General features: G+C 37.4%; 14 protein-coding genes. 8 read left to right on the top strand and 6 right to left on the bottom strand.

Annotated features, from left to right (window positions below; genetic code table 11):
• Nucleotides 1-71 precede the first annotated feature (71 nt).
• The 3 genes from BXY82_RS05710 to BXY82_RS05700 all read left to right on the top strand — a co-directional run bounded on the left by BXY82_RS05710 (nucleotide 72) and on the right by BXY82_RS05700 (nucleotide 4020).
• On the top strand, nucleotides 72-341 hold the full coding sequence (locus BXY82_RS05710) for a hypothetical protein (RefSeq protein ID WP_133757193.1): 270 nt from the start codon (nucleotides 72-74) through the stop codon (nucleotides 339-341).
• A 339-nt stretch (nucleotides 342-680) separates the two neighbouring features.
• On the top strand, nucleotides 681-3524 hold the full coding sequence (gene polA / locus BXY82_RS05705; RefSeq protein ID WP_133757192.1) for a DNA polymerase I: 2844 nt from the start codon (nucleotides 681-683) through the stop codon (nucleotides 3522-3524).
• A gap of 109 nt (nucleotides 3525-3633) precedes the next feature.
• Entirely contained in the window at nucleotides 3634-4020 is a 387-nt protein-coding gene (locus tag BXY82_RS05700; RefSeq protein WP_243835702.1) for a (deoxy)nucleoside triphosphate pyrophosphohydrolase, read from the top strand.
• Between the two features lie 453 nt (nucleotides 4021-4473).
• Here BXY82_RS05700 and BXY82_RS05695 read toward each other — a convergent pair whose 3' ends face one another.
• From BXY82_RS05695 to BXY82_RS05680, 4 genes are all read right to left on the bottom strand, one after another.
• Nucleotides 4474-5847 (bottom strand): McrC family protein, encoded by a 1374-nt coding sequence (locus tag BXY82_RS05695; protein WP_133757191.1) that lies wholly within the window; start codon nucleotides 5845-5847, stop codon nucleotides 4474-4476.
• The gene (locus BXY82_RS05690; protein WP_133757190.1) at nucleotides 5844-7280 is read right to left on the bottom strand and encodes an McrB family protein; all 1437 of its coding nucleotides are present in this window, start codon (nucleotides 7278-7280) and stop codon (nucleotides 5844-5846) included. The genes BXY82_RS05695 and BXY82_RS05690 overlap by 4 nt, the downstream gene beginning before the upstream one ends.
• A gap of 45 nt (nucleotides 7281-7325) precedes the next feature.
• Complete coding sequence (locus BXY82_RS05685) at nucleotides 7326-7589, bottom strand: helix-turn-helix domain-containing protein (protein ID WP_133757189.1); 264 nt, start codon at nucleotides 7587-7589, stop codon at nucleotides 7326-7328.
• 301 nt (nucleotides 7590-7890) lie between these two features.
• Nucleotides 7891-8355, bottom strand: coding sequence for a hypothetical protein (locus BXY82_RS05680; RefSeq protein WP_133757188.1), 465 nt, complete (start codon nucleotides 8353-8355; stop codon nucleotides 7891-7893).
• Nucleotides 8356-8465: 110 nt separating this feature from the next.
• On the opposite strand from BXY82_RS05680, the gene BXY82_RS05675 reads away from it, so the two are divergent.
• The 5 genes from BXY82_RS05675 to tsf all read left to right on the top strand — a co-directional run bounded on the left by BXY82_RS05675 (nucleotide 8466) and on the right by tsf (nucleotide 13111).
• Nucleotides 8466-9674 carry a Bcr/CflA family multidrug efflux MFS transporter gene (locus BXY82_RS05675; protein WP_133757187.1) on the top strand — a complete coding sequence of 403 codons (1209 nt, stop codon included), beginning with the start codon at nucleotides 8466-8468 and terminating at the stop codon, nucleotides 9672-9674.
• A gap of 533 nt (nucleotides 9675-10207) precedes the next feature.
• Nucleotides 10208-10663, top strand: a complete 456-nt coding sequence (gene rplM / locus BXY82_RS05670; protein ID WP_133757186.1) for a 50S ribosomal protein L13 — start codon at nucleotides 10208-10210, stop codon at nucleotides 10661-10663.
• Nucleotides 10663-11049, top strand: coding sequence for a 30S ribosomal protein S9 (rpsI, locus tag BXY82_RS05665; RefSeq protein WP_133757185.1), 387 nt, complete (start codon nucleotides 10663-10665; stop codon nucleotides 11047-11049). The genes rplM and rpsI overlap by 1 nt, the downstream gene beginning before the upstream one ends.
• A gap of 221 nt (nucleotides 11050-11270) precedes the next feature.
• Nucleotides 11271-12053, top strand: a complete 783-nt coding sequence (gene rpsB, locus BXY82_RS05660; protein ID WP_133757184.1) for a 30S ribosomal protein S2 — start codon at nucleotides 11271-11273, stop codon at nucleotides 12051-12053.
• Nucleotides 12054-12145: 92 nt separating this feature from the next.
• The gene (tsf, locus tag BXY82_RS05655) at nucleotides 12146-13111 is read left to right on the top strand and encodes a translation elongation factor Ts (RefSeq protein ID WP_133757183.1); all 966 of its coding nucleotides are present in this window, start codon (nucleotides 12146-12148) and stop codon (nucleotides 13109-13111) included.
• Nucleotides 13112-13768: 657 nt separating this feature from the next.
• Here the strand turns inward: tsf and BXY82_RS05650 are convergent.
• Both BXY82_RS05650 and pgi read right to left on the bottom strand, forming a co-directional pair.
• On the bottom strand, nucleotides 13769-16417 hold the full coding sequence (locus BXY82_RS05650; protein ID WP_133757182.1) for a TonB-dependent receptor: 2649 nt from the start codon (nucleotides 16415-16417) through the stop codon (nucleotides 13769-13771).
• Nucleotides 16418-16583: 166 nt separating this feature from the next.
• Complete coding sequence (gene pgi, locus BXY82_RS05645) at nucleotides 16584-18230, bottom strand: glucose-6-phosphate isomerase (protein WP_133757181.1); 1647 nt, start codon at nucleotides 18228-18230, stop codon at nucleotides 16584-16586.
• Between the last annotated feature and the right edge of the window lie 3 nt (nucleotides 18231-18233).

Below are 18233 nucleotides of genomic sequence, written 5' to 3'. Positions count from 1 at the left end.
ATATATTCTATTTTAATGGTTTTGTTTTATTACTTAGGGCAATTAATTCATCCAAATCCCTTATATCCCTCATGAAAAATCTTGTGTTACTTATCGCTTTCGTAACTTTTCCTGTTCTTACTTTTGGTCAAGACGCCAAAAATGCTCCAGAAAATCAAGCTCATGAAGCAGCTTCTAAAGTGTTCCCTACAATTACAACTTTAGAAAATCAGGTTGCTATAGGGACTTTTACAAAAAATGATGTCAACTATTTAAGCTACAGAAAAAGTATTGAGTTGATCAGCATTAAGGCCTACCGAAAAAGTCTTCAAATAAAAGTAAAAGAAGTAAAAAACTGCTAATATTAATAGCAAGCTCCTAACTATAGACATCGAAATGGCTCTTAATTGAAGCGTTTCGATGTTTTTTTATCTTTTTTTTCGATTTATCAGTTTCACATTTTAAGAATGTTTGCGCAGCTCTTTACCACTTCAAATGGCTCAACATCTACAAGCAAATAGTACTATAACTTAATGTCTTTAAAATACAAATTGCATTTCAATTAATTTCTATTCGATGCATAAGTTTTGTAATTTGCGAGCTGTACTTTTAGGCGGTGACGAGAACTGTAGGCTAATCCATTAAACAGCTACAACATAACGCCCAACCCTGTAAAGAACTCACTTTTTCAATCCAATTTTATGAAGCCAGAACAAAAGCGCCTTTTTTTAGTTGATGCTTACGCCTTAATATTTAGAGGCTACTACGCCTTTATCAAAAACCCGAGAATCAATTCAAAAGGTGAGGACACCTCAGCCATAATGGGGTTTATGAACTCCCTATTAGATGTGATTAAGAGAGAACGCCCAGACCATTTGGCTGTTTGTTTTGACAAAGGTGGCAGTACTGACAGGGTAGAAATGTACGAAGCCTATAAAGCCAATCGCGATGAAACCCCAGAAGGCATCCGCACGGCCATCCCACATATTTGCCGAATATTGGAAGCCATGCACATCCCTATTATGGTGAAGGAAGGATTTGAGGCTGATGATGTTATAGGCACTCTATCCCGTCAGGCAGAAGCACAAGGGTACAAAACCTATATGGTAACACCCGATAAGGATTTTGCCCAATTGGTAACCGAAAACATACTGATGTACCGTCCAAAATCATTTGGTGGAGGCTATGAAACGTGGGGCATTGAAGAAGTAAAGAAAAAATTTGAGGTAGAACGCCCGGAACAAGTCATAGACTTTTTGGGCATGATGGGCGATTCTTCCGATAACATTCCCGGGTTACCAGGGGTAGGCGAAAAAACTGCAAAAAAGTTCATCAAGCAATACGGCAGCATGGAAAATCTTTTGGCCAATACACACGAGCTGAAAGGAAAGATGAAAGAAAATATTGAAGCCAATAAAGAATTGGGCCTACTCTCCAAAACTTTAGCCACCATCATGTTGGACGTACCAGTATCATTTTGTGAAACTGATTTTGAAATGTCCGAGCCCGATGTGGAAGCCGTGACTGCCATTTTTCAGGAATTGGAGTTTAGACGTTTAACCGATAATTTCCTAAAAACATTTGCGCCAGGCGCTAATAACGGGGGCACGGAAAACAACAAAACACCAGCTGCACCAACTGCAACAACATCAGCAGCGGCAGGCGTTGGTCAGTTCTCATTATTCGGGGGCGATGCTGATAGCCAAGCCCCTACCACAGACGCTTTTACACGGCATACGTCAGCCTCAGCGGCTCACTTTTACCAAAGTGTGGCGCCGGGGATGGGCACCAAGTTGTTTATTCAAAATTTGATGAAACAAACCAGCGTGTGTTTTGATACTGAAACCACAAGGCTCGACCCGATTACGGCCGAGTTGGTGGGCATTGCATTTTCGTGGGAAGTAGGGAAAGGTTTTTACCTGCCGTTCCCAGAAGATCAAGCTGAAGCCCAGGAATTAATTGAACAATTGCGACCATTTTTTGAGACGGAAAGCATCGAAAAAGTGGGTCAGAATTTGAAATACGACATTAAAGTCCTCCACAAATACAACATTCAAGTAAAAGGCAAATTGTTTGATACGATGTTAGCCCATTACCTGATCAATCCGGACATGCGTCATAATATGGATGTTTTGGCGGAAACCTATTTGAACTATACGCCGATTTCTATAGAGTCGCTGATTGGCAAAAAAGGCAAGAACCAAAAATCGATGCGCGATGTGCCTTTAGCGCAACAAACAGAATATGCCGTAGAAGATGCGGACATCACCCTGCAGCTCAAGGAGCATTTTGAAAAGGAACTGGGTGAAGCCAACACCCAAAAATTATTTGATGAGATTGAAATTCCCCTCTTGCGCGTGCTTGCCGATATGGAACTGGAAGGCATCAATTTGGATAAAGACTTTTTAAATTCTTTATCCGAAAAATTGGACCAAGACATCAACAGTTTACAGACCCAAATTTTTGCGGAAGCAGGCGAAGAGTTTAACATCGCCTCCCCGAAACAGTTGGGCGATATTCTATTTGACAAGCTTAAATTGGTAGACAAGCCTAAAAAAACCAAAACGGGGCAATACGCCACGGGCGAAGAAATTTTATCTTATTTGGCCAAAGACCATGATATTATTCAGCATATTTTAGACTACCGGGGCTTGGCAAAACTGAAAAGCACCTATGTAGATGCGCTACCCAATCAAGTAGAGCCCACAACCGGTCGTGTGCATACCGATTATATGCAAACCGTAGCCGCTACCGGACGTTTGAGCAGCAATAACCCGAACCTTCAAAACATTCCCATCCGCACGGAGCGGGGACGCCAGGTGCGGAAAGCCTTTATACCAAGAGATGAGAATTACATCCTTTTGGCGGCCGATTATTCTCAAATTGAATTGCGCATTATTGCAGCCTTAAGTGAGGAAGAAACGATGATCAACGCGTTTAAAAATGGCGAAGACATTCACGCGTCTACCGCATCAAAAGTATTTGGTGTGCCGCTGGAAGACGTTACCCGCGAGCAACGTAGCAACGCTAAAACGGTCAATTTCGGAATCATTTATGGAGTTTCGGCATTTGGATTGAGCAATCAAACCGATTTATCGCGAAGCGAAGCCAAAGACCTTATTGACACCTATTACGAAACCTACCCAAAACTACGCCGCTATATTGGTGAGCAAATTGATTTTGCCAGAGACCATGGCTATGTGCAAACGGTTTTAGGGCGTCGTCGTTATTTAAAAGACATCAACTCCCGAAATGCCGTGGTGAGAGGCGCTGCGGAACGTAATGCCGTAAACGCGCCAATTCAAGGAAGTGCTGCGGATATTATTAAAGTAGCGATGATCAATATTCACAAGAAACTACAAGAGGGACAGTTTAAAACGAAAATGCTCCTTCAGGTACATGATGAGTTGGTGTTTGATGTCTATAAACCAGAATTGGAAGCCATCAAAACCATGGTAAAAACAGAGATGGAAAGCGCACATACCTTAACCGTGCCATTAGATGTCGATTTAGGTGTTGGAGCAGATTGGTTGGAAGCGCATTAGGAGTTAGCATTAAGACCGCTGCGCATTTAGTCCCGATAGTTATCGGGAAAGCATAGAGACTTGATTCTTTAAGATTAGACATGGCGTAATTTTTAAATTAAACAGTGTATTGAAAACTATTCAGGTGACTTGTGCACTCATTCAATTTGGCGATAAAATCCTTGCGGTTCAAAGAAGTGAACACATGAAACTTCCTTTAAAATGGGAATTTGCTGGTGGCAAGATTGAACCAGGTGAAAGTGAAGTGGATTGTGTAACACGCGAAGTCCTTGAAGAATTAAACATACACATTGAGGCAAAAGAACGCCTAACGCCAGTTATTCATACCTATCCTGATTTTAAAATAGAATTGATTCCTTTTGTGGTTGATTATGTGTCTGGGGATTTAAAATTGAAGGAACATGCTGATTATGTTTTAGTAGAAAAAGAAGAGTTGTGTAATTTGGATTGGGCGGAGGCTGATTTACCTATTTTACAAGAATTTACTGAACTATGAATCAAGGCATCTATGAGGAGCTAGTAACGCAACTAGTATCTAATAAAATAAAAGAGCTTGATAAGGATAAATTCTTTTTTGAATAATGTCACAAATGAAAATTTCTTCAATGTACTGTGTCATATTTAGAAAATTAAACATGAGTCATTAATTAATCTATCACCAAGAAATTTTCCAGAATCATACCCATGTTCAATTGCTAGAAAAAAACATTTCGAATTTTAAATTAAATACTTTTCGAGGGTTTTATTTAATCAAAAGTATTTTGTCAAGTTTTTTTGAATGAAATATTTTTCAAATTCAGTTTATTAAAATAACGCTAAATACAATCTATCGATTGCAGCTATAATTAGATGGTAATTCCGAAATAATCTCCTGTCAAACTACATCTATATATTACCAAGGCTTCAATTCCCCATTACACCATTTTCAGGCAATTAATTATACCAAGCGTTATTTGGCGGAAATTCTTCTCTCAATTTCGTTAAGTTCATTCGTCAAAAGTCGTTTAGTTTCCGTTATAGCGTCCTTTTTCAAGGGTACGCCCAAAATCAAAATCGTATTTGTCACTTTGTTTATCCCGTTTTTATATTCAATACTTTTAATTTCTATTTGGTCTGATGGGTAACAAAGAAAGCCATATTTGAAATCCGATTTACTAAATGAGGAATACGCCATTATCTGGTGTAAGTCGTGCCTATGATATTCTTTAAGCACTTCACTTTGGTCAAATTTATTATAAAGATTTGATTTGTACTTTGCGTCAATAAAGACCATTAAATTTTCTTTCTGAAAAATAGCGTCAGGTTCAATATGTTTTAGTTCCCAAGAGTAATGCTTTGAAGTCTTACTGCGGAATTTAAAATTCGAATAAAGTTGCCCACCTGTTTCCTTTGCTGTTTCTTTAAATATATGTTGAATAAATTTTTCGAATACATCTGAAAAGTCAACACGCCAAGCCGTACTGTCAACAAGATTAAAGTTGAGAATTTTATTTGCTTGTTCTTTACAAGCTTTTACTGTTGGGCTGTCTGAAAACCGAATGACCATTTCATTGGTTGCTTTTGGCTTATGATTATACAACCGCTCTTCAAGAAAGTTCAACTTATTTCGTAATGTGTTTTTTATTCTTTGTGGTGTATTAGCTGAGAGGAGTTCATTTTTACAAATATCAAACACGTTTCTAATTTCAGAATATTCGCTATGAAACTCGCTCAATACATTGGTTCTAGCAGGAAACTTTAAACGGTTTTCAACTTTGTATTCCGAATTAATGTATTTAGTCCAGTTTATTTGTCCAGTAGGTTGATTAGAAGTTTTTTCAACGTTGTCAAACTTACGCCAATGTCTCATCGTCAGTTTTTCAAGAGAGGCAATGAATTTCACAGCTTCTAAATATAATGGCGGTCTAAAGTTTTTCCCTGACGCTAGTGGTAAACTATCTATAACCTCAGGGCTGATTTCTGTTCCGAGTAGGTTTAAAATTTCGATATAGTCCTCAAATCTATCACGCCCTGTAAATCTGGGCATTACTACAAAATCACCGATTTGCTTTCCGGTATCAGAGGCTCTAAGTGGAATTGAGCCAATAAAGCCTGATGAATGAAATGTTAATGCAGTACTTTGGTCTGAGCCAATTATATAAGGCCGAACTCCCAAGAATTTAAATTGCTCTGAATTGTAATCAATAAATTTTTGCAGATATTGCCCAATAACTCTCTTGTCTGCCGATTTGAACCATTTTTTTTGTAACACAATTCCGTCCAACTGTCTTGATCGTTCAGTTAAGCACGGTATTTCACAAAACACATCTAATGATTTTGTCATTCGAAAAGAGATAGATTTATTCTTGTCGAGAAATAGTTGTTAAACTCTTCTTTAGCATTCCGTAAAAGCCCTTCTTGTAAATATTCTTTAATCAAAGGGAATATTTCGTAACGGATTCTATTGAGCATTTCCAATTCATTTTTAGCAATGAAATATCCTTCACCTGGCTGAAGGTCTAATTCAGTACTCGACGCATACCAATTAAAAATCCCCTCGATTACAGCAAAGTCTTCTTTAAAGAAAAACTCTTCCTCAGTTACTACATTCACGTAGACATTCTCTAGCCTTTTGCTTAAGCCATTAATAATTTTTGGAGTCATACTATACCAAGCAAAACGTCTTCTTAGTGCAAAATCTACAACAGCCAAACTTCTATCGGCTGTGTTCATAGTTGCAATTACAAAGAAATTGTTAGGCAGTTTATTTACCTTGAAATTAGGAGAAATTTCAATTTCAACATTTGAGACTTCCATTTTGTGCTCGAATAAGTAAAAAATTGGACCTAAAACATTGGAGAGGTTGGCTCTATTTATTTCGTCAATTATTAAAATTACATCTTCTTTACTATTCTCAACAGCATACTTTAAGGCTTCCGCAAAGCTTCCCAAATATTCCTTATATCGAAGTTCTTCGTTTGCAGTGTCAGGTCTAATTCCGAAAATGAAATCGGAAAAACTAGTCTCTGCGTGAAACTGAGTAAAAAATATCTTTGCACCAATTTCGTCTGCAACACTTTTTGCTGATCTTGTCTTTCCAGTTCCGGGAGGCCCTTGAAGGACAATATATTTTCGCTCTTTTAACAGGCTCTTTACTTCTTCTATTTCATCATTAGCTTCTTTCTTAAGAAAAGGCTCTAAAGCTTCAGAAATTGCTTTTCGATGGTCTTTATTAGTTGCCCATTCTCGTAGCTTTGCATAACCTGCAACAAAGGCACCAATAATTTGTTTTCCTTTTTCACTTTCTGGGTCATCAACGATTTGGCAAGTAGGTAAAACTTTGGTGTAAGTTTTAATCGTGTTTTTAATGTGCTGCAAGTCTGTTGCTCCGGTAATTGCTTTTGGCAAACTAGTTTCTATATCAGAAAAATCAGACTTACAAAAGCCTTTTTCGTTTGTTAGGTTTGAAAACAATCGCCGTAGTCCTGGATATGTTGCTAGCGCATAGTCATTTTTAAATCCGCTGGAACCAATTCCAAGGCAAACTAGCCAAGGTTTATCCTGATCATTTGGAAATATTGTTAAGGAAAAGTCGTGAAATGGTCCAGATGCTTCTTCTTCTGGATGAATAAAGCCAAAATATGCACCATTATCTTTGAGAGCTTCTTGTCCTGTGTTATTTCTTTCAACATACGGTTTATTGAATTCGTTGTCAACCTTAGCACCGAATTGTTCCGCTTTTTCTTCTATAAATTTTCTAATATTTTCAATGCTCATATTTTCTTTTTGAGTGTCGTTTTATAATGCCCAATAACGAAAGATTTAATCTTCAGTTTTTAGTTTATACTTTTTGAGTAATTCTTTTGCGTTATCAAACCTCAAGAGTTCATCAACAGTTAATTTGAATACTTTCGCAAAAATCGCCATATTAGTAAGTGAAATATTTCGTTCACCTCTTTCTATCATTCCTATATAAGTTCTGTGAAATCCTGTTTTATATGATAGTTGTTCTTGACTCAAATTTTCTTGAGTTCTTAAGTATCGAATTCTATCACCAAATTCTTTTAAAAGAAAGTTATTTATCATAGATCGAAACTATACTAATTGTATGCTGCAGTCAACCTACAATGTGTATCATTTATCGAGTATTTCTTTTGCTTTAGAGATTGAAGTGAAAATCCTTTATAAGCGTCCTTCGATACAATACCCTTCACGACATCACTCAGAAACCGCACAAAAAAATTGCAACGGAAAGCCCTACACGAAGGGGAATGCGCAAGTAATCCTTAAAACATTGTATATTTTAAAAAGAAATCTGATACTTCATAATATTTCTCGGGAGTGGTAATGCTCAAAAGACAAATAAGACCTGGTAAAAGAAATACCGTTATTCTGCAATGTACACCTTAGCCAAAAACCAATCCAACGCCTCTTCCGTCCCAAACTCAAAATCACCTTCCGTCTTATCCTGAAAGAATAGTATCAAATCCAAATGATTTTTAAAAACTCTAAAAGAGTTCCCTTCATAATTATAAATAAAGTACACTTGACTTAAATTTTCTTTCGACACAAGAATTGTTTCTATGGTTCTTGACGGTCTTAGATATTCTCTCTGAAAAGTTGTAAATGTATTCATGAGATGTATAACTTTATAGAAAGATACTGTAAAAACCACTTCACTTATTTGTTTTGATGCCAAACCCCCATTAGCAATCACCAATCCTTTTGCACTTTTATAAATCTGGAATTGTTGATACCGCATCACTAAGCTGCACTGAAAGCGCTCACATTCTGACCTTTGCGATTCTCTTTTTATGTACTGTGTACTAGCCCTATCAAAATTAGGTATCATCTATGTTCTGAACTGTTTTCCGTAGATCATATGGATTAAGCTAAATCATCTATTCATACAGGCCTATTACAACTCCGTCTTTCGTAATTTTGCAAACTGTTATTACCAAAATGCAAAAGAAAAAACGAAATCTGATCATTCTCATTTTAGGACTGCTCTCTGCCCTTGGACCATTTTCGATTGACCTCTACTTACCAGGATTCCCCGAGATAGCGCGCGATTTAAACTCCACTACAGGACGCGTGGCACTTTCTTTATCCAGTTATTTTGTTGGGGTGAGCCTTGGACAGATGATCTATGGACCCTTGCTGGATCGATTTGGGAGACGAACACCGCTCTTGGTTGGGTTGTTTATTTATTTTCTTGCATCAGTTTATATTGTTTATGTGACTTCAGTAGATTCCCTGATTCTCGCCCGATTTATACAAGCCTTGGGGGGATGCGCCGGGATGGTGGCTGCCCGAGCTTTGGTCCGCGACCTCTTTCCGGTAACTGAAACCGCAAAAATATTCAGTCTGCTAATGTTGGTGATTGCTGTTTCGCCAATTATTGCCCCTACTTTGGGTGGTTTCGCTACAGCCCGTTGGGGCTGGCCTTCCATTTTTATAATTTTGGCGGTGCTCGTGGCACTTAATATTCTTCTCGTTTATTTCTGGCTTCCTTTAGGAGCTCCACCTGATACAACGATGTCTTTAAAACCAAAACCGATCATAACCAAGTTTTGGAACGTATTTAAAACACCTCAATTTTATACCTACACGCTCACGGGATCTTTTGCCGCCAGTGGTCTCTATGCCTATATCGCGGGTTCGCCTCACGTATTTATGGAACTTTACGGAGTTTCCGAAAAACAATACGGATGGATTTTCGGGATTATTGCCATGGGTTTGGTAACCGCCAGTCAGGTTAACACGTATATGCTAAAAAAATACACAAGTCAACAAATTGTAAAAGTCACCCTGTTATGCCAAGTCGTGGCGGGGGCACTGTTATTTTTCGGCACTATATTTCAGCTTATTGAAATGTATTCCATGATCGTTTTGGTGTTTCTCTTTTTGAGTACCCAAGGTTTTGCCTTCCCAAATACTTCAGCCCTGTCGCTGGCGCCCTTTGAAAAGAGTGCAGGCACGGCTTCTGCGCTAATGGGCGCGCTACAATTAGGAATAGGTGCGATAATTACGGCGCTGGTCTCTACGCTTAGTAACGAAACACCGTTACCCATGACAGGAATTATGTTTTTATGCGCTAGTGCTTCTGTAATCATACTCTATTGGGGCACCCGAAAGATTAAGACCCTAGAGCGGGTGAGCACTACCTAATCGAACTTTTGGCTTGATAAATTACAAAGGAGAGGCTTGAAGATTTTTTTTAGGAAGTGTTTTGTGTGAAGAAGTCAATTGTAGCTATTCTGATTTATCAAGTCTCTATTTTAATTTTAAAAAAAAGTGCGCGGAAAGGTTTCTGATTAATATGAATGGTTGTCATCCCTATAAGTTTTAGTCTGACAACATCACTTTTTTGACAGGATTGAGATGTTAATAAGTCAATTAAAAAAACAACTTTTATGTGGAGAGTACCCCATGCAACGCTTCCTGAAATTCTTCTCATTCACATCTAAAGTAATCCAATCATTTATAAATCATTAGGTGCATTTAAATCGCTTTCTTTATTTTAAAATAGCTTAAAAAACACCCCACGAATAAGGCAAAGCCAAACACGTCAAATTTTATCAACAAAATTCGGCGTATAGTATTTGGTAATCACATAGATTATCGTAAATTTGCAAACTCTTTTTAAGAGAGGAATGTTTAACCTGTTGCGCTTATGGCGTGACTTATAAAAATTAATTAGTGTGAATACATTAAGCTACAAAACGATTTCAGCTAACAAAGCTACTGCAGATAAGCAGTGGGTTTTGGTTGACGCTGAAGGGCAAACACTAGGTCGTTTAGCTTCTAAAGTTGCAAAACTTTTAAGAGGCAAACACAAACCTAACTTCACACCACACGTTGATTGCGGAGATAACGTTATTGTTATCAACTCTGAAAAAATCAACTTATCAGGAAACAAGTGGAACGATAAAACTTACATTCGTCACACAGGGTATCCAGGTGGTCAAAAAAGTTTAACTGCTATGGAGCTATTCGGAAAAGATCCGGCTAGAGTAGTAGAAAAATCAGTAAAAGGGATGCTCCCTAAAAACAAATTAGGTGCAGATTTATTCCGCAACCTAAACGTTGTTGTTGGTTCTGAGCACACACATGCTGCGCAAAAACCAAAAACAATTAATCTAAACGAATTCAAGTAATGGAAGTAATTCACAAAATTGGCCGTAGAAAGACGGCTGTTGCTCGTGCGTATGTTTCTCAAGGTTCTGGGAACATCACAATTAATAAAAAAGACATGGCGGTCTATTTTCCTACTGCAGCATTGCAGTATAAAATAAACCAACCTTTAGTCATGACTAACAATGATGGCAACTTTGATATTACAGTAAATGTATATGGAGGTGGTATTACTGGTCAGGCAGAAGCAATCCGTTTGGCATTATCTCGCGCAATGTGTGAGGTTGATGCAGAAAACAGAGGCATTTTGAAACCAGAAGGATTGTTGACTAGAGACCCAAGAATGGTTGAACGTAAGAAATTCGGTCAGAAGAAAGCTCGTAAGAAATTTCAATTCTCTAAGCGTTAATATCCTCAACTTGATTGGGGGTCTCATCAAGATCAGCCCAATCAATTTGTGTATTAAACCTTTAAAAATCCGTTGGTTCATACCCAACAAAAAATTTAACCCAGTTAATGTTGTCTATCACACTACGGTGTGAGGGTTTAGTTTAGCATCTAAATGGTAAAGGCGCGCAAAATGCAACCACTTTATCATTGCTAATTCAACAGAACGTAAACTATTACAAAATGGAAAAAGTAGAAGTAAAAGAATTACTTGAAGCAGGTGTACACTTTGGTCACTTGACAAGAAAATGGGATCCAAACATGGCTCCTTACATTTATATGGAACGTAACGGTATCCATATCATCAACCTTTACAAAACTGCAGCTAAAATTGAGGAAACTTCAGAAGCCCTTAAGAAAATTGCAGCCTCAGGAAAGAAAATTTTATTTGTAGCTACAAAAAAACAAGCTAAAGACATCGTTGCTGATAAAGCAGGTGCTGTAACTATGCCTTACATCACTGAAAGATGGCCAGGTGGAATGTTGACTAACTTTGTAACTATCAGAAAAGCGGTTAAGAAAATGGCCTCTATTGATAGAATGAAAAAAGATGGTACATTCTTAACACTGTCTAAGAAAGAACGTTTACAAGTTGACCGTTTAAGAGCTAAGTTGGAGAAAAACTTAGGTTCTATTTCTGACATGACACGTTTGCCAGGTGCTTTATTTGTAGTGGACATTAAACGTGAACACATTGCTATTAGAGAAGCCCAGAAGTTAAACATTCCAATCTTTGCAATGGTGGATACGAATTCTGATCCACGTCAAGTAGACTACGTGATTCCTGCAAATGATGATGCTTCAAAATCTATTGATAAAGTTTTATCTATCGTCACTTCAGCTATCGCTGATGGTTTGTCTGAGCGTAAATCTGACAAATCTGATAAAGAAGGCAAAGAAGATAAAGTAGAGAAAACAGAAAAGAAAGCCGCTGCTAAAAAGGTAGTCGCTGACGAAGAAGAATAATTAATAATTATACAATATCTTAAAGTCGTTTGTTTCTTTTCTTTGTTGAAAATAAATTGAACGACTTTTTTTAATAAATACACTTAGAAATTATGACAAAAATAACAGCTGCAGAAGTTAACAAACTAAGACAAAGTACAGGCGCAGGAATGATGGACTGTAAAAAAGCTTTGGTTGAGGCCGAAGGTGATTTTGATAAAGCAATTGATATATTGCGTAAAAAAGGCCAAAAAGTTGCTGAAAAAAGAGCGGACAGAGAATCTTCTGAAGGTGCTGCTGTTGCAAAATTGAATGATGACAATACTGTTGGTGTTGCTATTGTTGTAGGATGTGAGACTGACTTTGTTGGTAAAAACGATTCTTTTATTGCTTTGGCTAATGATATTGCTGACATTGCTATTAACGCTACCTCTAAAGAAGAGCTTTTGGCTGCTGATTTTGGTGGCATGACCGTTGCTGAAAAATTGGTTGAGCAAACGGGTGTTATTGGTGAGAAAATTGAAATAAACGCTTTTGAAAGATTGGAAGCTCCTTATGTTGGTGCTTACGTTCATATCAATAAAATTGCTGCTTTAGTAAGTTTCTCTTCTAAAGTTGACAATGTTGAAACTTTAGCGAAAGACGTAGCTATGCAAGTAGCTTCTATGGGTGCTACGACATTATCTTACAAAGATTTTGATCCTGAATTTGTGGCTTCTGAAACTGAAGCAAGAATTGCGGTTATCGAAAAAGATAATGAAGAATTGGAACGTTTGGGTAAAACACTTAAAAATGTACCACAATACATCTCTATGTCTCAATTGACTCCTGAAGTATTGGCTAAAGCTGAAGAGGATGCGAAAGCTGAATTGAAAGCTGAAGGCAAACCTGAACAAATCTGGGACAGAATCCTTCCTGGTAAAATGGAGCGTTTTATCTCTGACAACACAACTTTAGATCAAGAAAAATGTTTGTTGGACCAAACCTTTATCAAAGATGAGAAAATGAATGTTGATGGGTATGTAGCATCTTACGGCGACGTGAAGGTTACAGACTTTAAACGTGTTTCTTTAGGTTAGACATCAAATTTCTCCGGTTTTCTGCCCAGTAGAAAACATTGGAGTTTTTCATACATTTTAAAACCACTACGCTTTTATAGTTGTAGTGGTTTTTTTATGCTGTTTCCTTTATAAGGTACTGATCTTTAGGTGAGCTGAAAATAATGAACTTTCTATACGGCCATGTCGCGTATCGTCAACAGTTGGGACCTCTCCAAACTACCAACAGCTACCAAATTGTTTTTAAAGACTTTTTAGGTTAAATTGTATCAGCAATGCACAACAACTCTTGCAAAGGTTAATCTGACTTAAGACGTCCTAGAAGTGACCATATTTAGCCCAATTACAACATTCACACCTACACCCAATAAATGATATCCGAGCTTGTGAAGTGAGGTGCATTTTGAATATTCCCGTTTAAGTTTAAGCGATTAGTAGAAAACCGCATAGAAGGGGTCAAAAGCTATTAGTAAAAGATTTTACTTATAGTTGTTAGCTTTGAGTAAGAACGGCTCTAAAATAGTGTTTAAATCATTTAGTAGCCGGTATTTCGTTATATCTTAACTTTCTTTAATTTGTCAAACCTAACACGTATCCATAAAAAAAACGTCCATCATGATGATGGACGTTTTCGTACTAGTTAGCAATGGTAATTGCCAATTATTTTAAAACTGTTGCTTAGAAATTGTAACGTAAGCTAAAGTTCCAAGTTCTTAAGTATCCAAAATACCCTTGGTTTCTTACATTGATACCTTTGTAAGTATCATCACCAGCTTCTGCAGCATATGCAGTTCTTAACTCAGATAAGTAAACTTCTCCAAAAACGTTGTTCACGTTTAATCTTAGGTTTAAAGAATTTGTTTTCTCTTTACCTAATAACATTTTGTAAGAGATTCCAGCATCCATGATATCATAAGAAGGTAATTCAACATTATCCTTAACCGCACCAACATTAGAGTATAATTTGTCATACATTCTGTAGTCAGCATCAATAGAGAAACGCTCTAAGATTTCGTAGTCAAGACCTAAACCTACAGTAAATTGTGCAGCGTCTCCAACTTTACCACCATCAACATCTTCAGCCTCTATGTCCAATACCACACGGTTATCATCTCTTGTAGTTGTTACAGCATCTCCAACGTATTCCCAGTTACCAAAAGAAGCGAATCCTTTAATATCCAATTTGCTAGTTGGTTTTGCAACAAAATCCAATTCTAAACCTTGGTGTAATTGCTCAACACCTTCGTTAGTTGTAAATACTTGAGTTCCTGAAGGAATTGTAGTTCCACCAATTTCAGTATCTCTAGACAATACTCTAGATGAACTTGTAACTCTGTCTTTCCAAGAGGTTCTGTAAGCGTTTAAGTTGGCTGTAAAATAAGCACTTTTAAAGGCATAACCAGCTTCTAAACCTAAGATTTTCTCGTTTTGAGTTAATGGGTTTACTTGGTTTGTAAAGTTTAAGTAGATATTATCGTGGTATGGTTGACGTGAATAGTAACCTGCGTTTACATAGATTGAATTATCTTCATTCAATAAGAAGCTACCACCAGTTTTTAAGTTGTAACCAACATTGTTTACTTTTTCAGCATCTTTATATTGAGCTACGTAATCATAACGGTCATAACGCTCATGGTTTTGAGATGATACTGACCCTTGGAAGAATGCAGAAAAAGCATCTGTAGCATATTCTACTTGTGTAAAAGCTCCACCGTAGTTAATTCTTTCACTGTAGTCATAGTTGATTCTTTGATCTTCAGCAGCAGTGTTGAATGTTGCATTCCATGGGTTGATAGAGTTTGATTGATCAATAATTCTGATCACATTGTTAGCAGAATTTCTTTGGTGATCAGCACCTCTTAAATTCACATCTTCTTTCCAGCTATCAAGACCAATAAAGTTAACCACTTGTCTGTAGTGTGTTCCGTAGTAAGTTCTTAAATCTAAACCTGCGTTTAACGTTAAGTTTTCAGAAAGTTCTGTTTCAAAGTTAGAAACAAAACCGTACCAGTTATGGTTGTTTGCAGATGCACGTAATAAATACGCACTGTTGCCAAAACTACCTTCACCTTTTGTAGCATTGTTTGCAGCAATAGCATCAAAATCAATCAATCCTGTTTCTGCATCTCTTACTCTACCACTACTTCTACCGTAGTTACCAGTTCCACCTCCACGGCCCCAAGAAGCGTAAAGTACAGAAGATAATCTAGAATTGTCATTAATGTCCCAATCCCAGTTTAAGTTAGCTACCGGTTTGTGGTAGTAGTTCGTTCTTTCAGTTAAGTATTCACCGTTGTAAAAACCGTAGTTGTCATTAAATTTTCTTCCACGCTCCAAATACGTTTCAATACTTTTTGAAAAGTTCTGATCGTGTTGTTGTGGTGCACCTGTAATCAAGAAGTTGAAGTTGTGATTGTCATTTGCTTTGTACCCTACAGATACGAAGTAGTTTTGACCTTCACCAAAGGTTCCATTATTATAACCATCACCTTGCCAGTGTGTCAACATTGCGCTTACACCCCAACCAGTTTCAGTCATACCACTGCTGTAACCAACAGTCGTTTTTACATAATTATTATTCGCAACACCTGCTTGAATAAATCCACCTTCTCTTTTATCCGTTGCTTTAGTTACAAAGTTAACTGTTCCACCTACTGATGAAATTGCCAATTTAGAAGATCCTAAACCACGTTGAATTTGAATTGCACTAGCAATATCAGACATACCTGACCAGTTAGACCAGTACATTTTACCGTCTTCCATTCCGTTGATTGGTTGCCCATTTAATAAGAATGCCGTGTTATCTTGCTCAAAACCACGAACAGAGATTCTTGAATCTCCAAATCCACTAGCTTGTCCTGCAACATATACAGAAGGTGTGTTTACCAAAGTAGCAGTAACATCATTTGTTCCTACTTTAGCTTGAATTTCAGAAGCTCTAATCGTTGACACTGCGATAGGTGTTTTTCTATCATCAGCTAAATCGATAAGACCAGAACCAACAATTACAACCTCATCAAGAGAATTGTCTGTTAGCAAGTTGATGGTGCCAACATCTTGCGATCCTGAAAATGTAATGGTTTTAGAACCAAAACCTACATAAGAAATTACCAAACTACCAGAATTAGACTGTGTAGTTAAAACAAACTCCCCGTCAAAGTTGGTAGTAGTTCCGTTGGTTGTACCTTTTTCAACAACATTGGCGCCTGGAAGTGGTGCGTTCATATCCGCATCCATAATCTTTCCTCTTACCGTGCTTTGAGAAAAAGCTGCTGTAGCAAATAACATCGCAACAGACATCATTAAGAATTGAGTTAATTTTTTCATTTTTAATGTTTAAAAATTAGATTTTAAATTTCGCGCAAAATTACAGCATTATTATGATTTTATAATACTTAAACGTTAAGAAATTTTTAACAGCACGAATTTAACAGATTTTAACATTAAAAACTTCGCTCTCAGATGGAAGCTACACAAAAGTTTTTAACAATATTTACTTAAAATTCTTGTAATATGACAATAAATCCAAGGTAGAATTGTCATGATTGATAATTTTGTCATTACTATTCAATTCGTTCAATATTTTAGTGGCCAATTGCTTTCCAAGTTCCACTCCAAACTGATCATAGCTGTAAATGTTCCAAATGACGCCTTGTACGAAGATTTTGTGCTCGTACAGCGCAATCAATTTACCTAAACTTTTGGGGGTCAATTGATTGATTAAAATGGTGTTTGTAGGCTTGTTTCCTTCAAAGATTTTAAAAGGTGTAAGCTGCTCTTTTACGGCATTGTCAACGCCTTGATTTTCAAATTCGTTGTTGACAACTTCTGCCGATTTACCATTTAGGAGCGCTTCAGTTTGCGCAATAAAATTGGACATCAGCTTATCTTGATGATCAGCATTACCATGTAACGATTTGGCAAAACCTATAAAATCAGCAGGAATTAATTTTGTGCCTTGATGGATCAATTGGAAAAAGGCGTGTTGCGAATTGGTTCCGGGTTCTCCCCAAACAATATTCCCCGTTTGGTAGGTTACCATCTCCCCGTTTCTATCCACACTTTTGCCATTACTTTCCATATTGGCCTGTTGCAGATAAGTCGCAAACTGGTTTAAATATTGCGAATACCCAATGACGGCCTCACTTTCAGATTCGAAAAAGTTAGTGTACCAAACACCTATTAAAGCGAGTATGACAGGGATATTGGATTCAAAGTCTTCAGATTTAAAATGTTCGTCCATATCATGCGCGCCCGCCAACAGAGCGTCAAAATTGGAATAACCCACAGCTAGGCTTATAGATAAGCCCACGGCACTCCATAAGGAAAATCGTCCGCCTACCCAATTCCACATTGGGAAAATGTTGTTTTCGTCAATTCCAAAACTTTTGACATTTTCAATATTGGTAGACACGGCCACAAAATGCTTGGCAATATCAGATTCTTTGCCCGATTTTAAGAACCACTCTTTTATAGTATTGGCATTAGAAAGTGTCTCCTGGGTGGTAAACGTTTTTGAAACGATAACGAAAAGTGTGGTCTCAGGATTGAGTTTTTTGAGCACTTCATTAACATGGTCGCCATCTACATTACTCACAAAATGGGTGGTCAGTTGATTTTTATAGTATTGCAGCGCATCTACTACCATTGCCGGGCCTAAATCTGATCCGCCAATGCCAATATTTACAACATCTGTAAAGGCTTTATTGGTGTAGCCTTTTTTTGTGCCATTAACCACACTTGCCGTGAAGTCTTTGATTTTTGCTTTTACTTCATGGATTTCAGGCATAATATCCTGCCCTTCTACCATTACTTTTGCCGACTTAGGGTTTCTTAAAGCCGTGTGCAACACTTCCCTGCCTTCAGTTTCGTTGATGACATCACCCTGAAATTGCTTGTCTATAGCCAACTTGAGTTGCGTTTCTTCAGCCAACTCCAATAACAACGCCAGAGTTTTGGTATCCATTCTGTTTTTAGAATAGTCCACATAAAAATCTTCCCATTTAATGGTCATTTCTGACGCACGATGCTCATTTTCAGAAAACCATTGGGTCATATGCACATCCTTGATACTTTTGTAATGCTCCTGAAGTTTTACCCAAGCTTTGGTTTGGGTAGGGTTGATTTTAGGTAAGGCCATAAA

It is taken from the genome of Gelidibacter sediminis (assembly GCF_004364975.1).
GTDB lineage: Bacteria > Bacteroidota > Bacteroidia > Flavobacteriales > Flavobacteriaceae > Gelidibacter > Gelidibacter sediminis.
This window is presented reverse-complemented; position numbering and strand designations above follow the sequence as displayed.

What these genes read in the sequence shown, in the direction of transcription:
- BXY82_RS05695 (WP_133757191.1), bottom strand. Translation starts at nt 5,847, where the DNA reads ATGACAAAATCATTAGATGTGTTTTGTGAAATACCGTGCTTAACTGAA.
- BXY82_RS05710 (WP_133757193.1), top strand. Translation starts at nt 72, where the DNA reads ATGAAAAATCTTGTGTTACTTATCGCTTTCGTAACTTTTCCTGTTCTT.
- BXY82_RS05675 (WP_133757187.1), top strand. Translation starts at nt 8,466, where the DNA reads ATGCAAAAGAAAAAACGAAATCTGATCATTCTCATTTTAGGACTGCTC.
- pgi (WP_133757181.1), bottom strand. Translation starts at nt 18,230, where the DNA reads ATGGCCTTACCTAAAATCAACCCTACCCAAACCAAAGCTTGGGTAAAA.
- BXY82_RS05685 (WP_133757189.1), bottom strand. Translation starts at nt 7,589, where the DNA reads ATGATAAATAACTTTCTTTTAAAAGAATTTGGTGATAGAATTCGATAC.
- BXY82_RS05650 (WP_133757182.1), bottom strand. Translation starts at nt 16,417, where the DNA reads ATGAAAAAATTAACTCAATTCTTAATGATGTCTGTTGCGATGTTATTT.
- polA (WP_133757192.1), top strand. Translation starts at nt 681, where the DNA reads ATGAAGCCAGAACAAAAGCGCCTTTTTTTAGTTGATGCTTACGCCTTA.
- tsf (WP_133757183.1), top strand. Translation starts at nt 12,146, where the DNA reads ATGACAAAAATAACAGCTGCAGAAGTTAACAAACTAAGACAAAGTACA.
- BXY82_RS05680 (WP_133757188.1), bottom strand. Translation starts at nt 8,355, where the DNA reads ATGATACCTAATTTTGATAGGGCTAGTACACAGTACATAAAAAGAGAA.
- rpsB (WP_133757184.1), top strand. Translation starts at nt 11,271, where the DNA reads ATGGAAAAAGTAGAAGTAAAAGAATTACTTGAAGCAGGTGTACACTTT.
- BXY82_RS05690 (WP_133757190.1), bottom strand. Translation starts at nt 7,280, where the DNA reads ATGAGCATTGAAAATATTAGAAAATTTATAGAAGAAAAAGCGGAACAA.
- rpsI (WP_133757185.1), top strand. Translation starts at nt 10,663, where the DNA reads ATGGAAGTAATTCACAAAATTGGCCGTAGAAAGACGGCTGTTGCTCGT.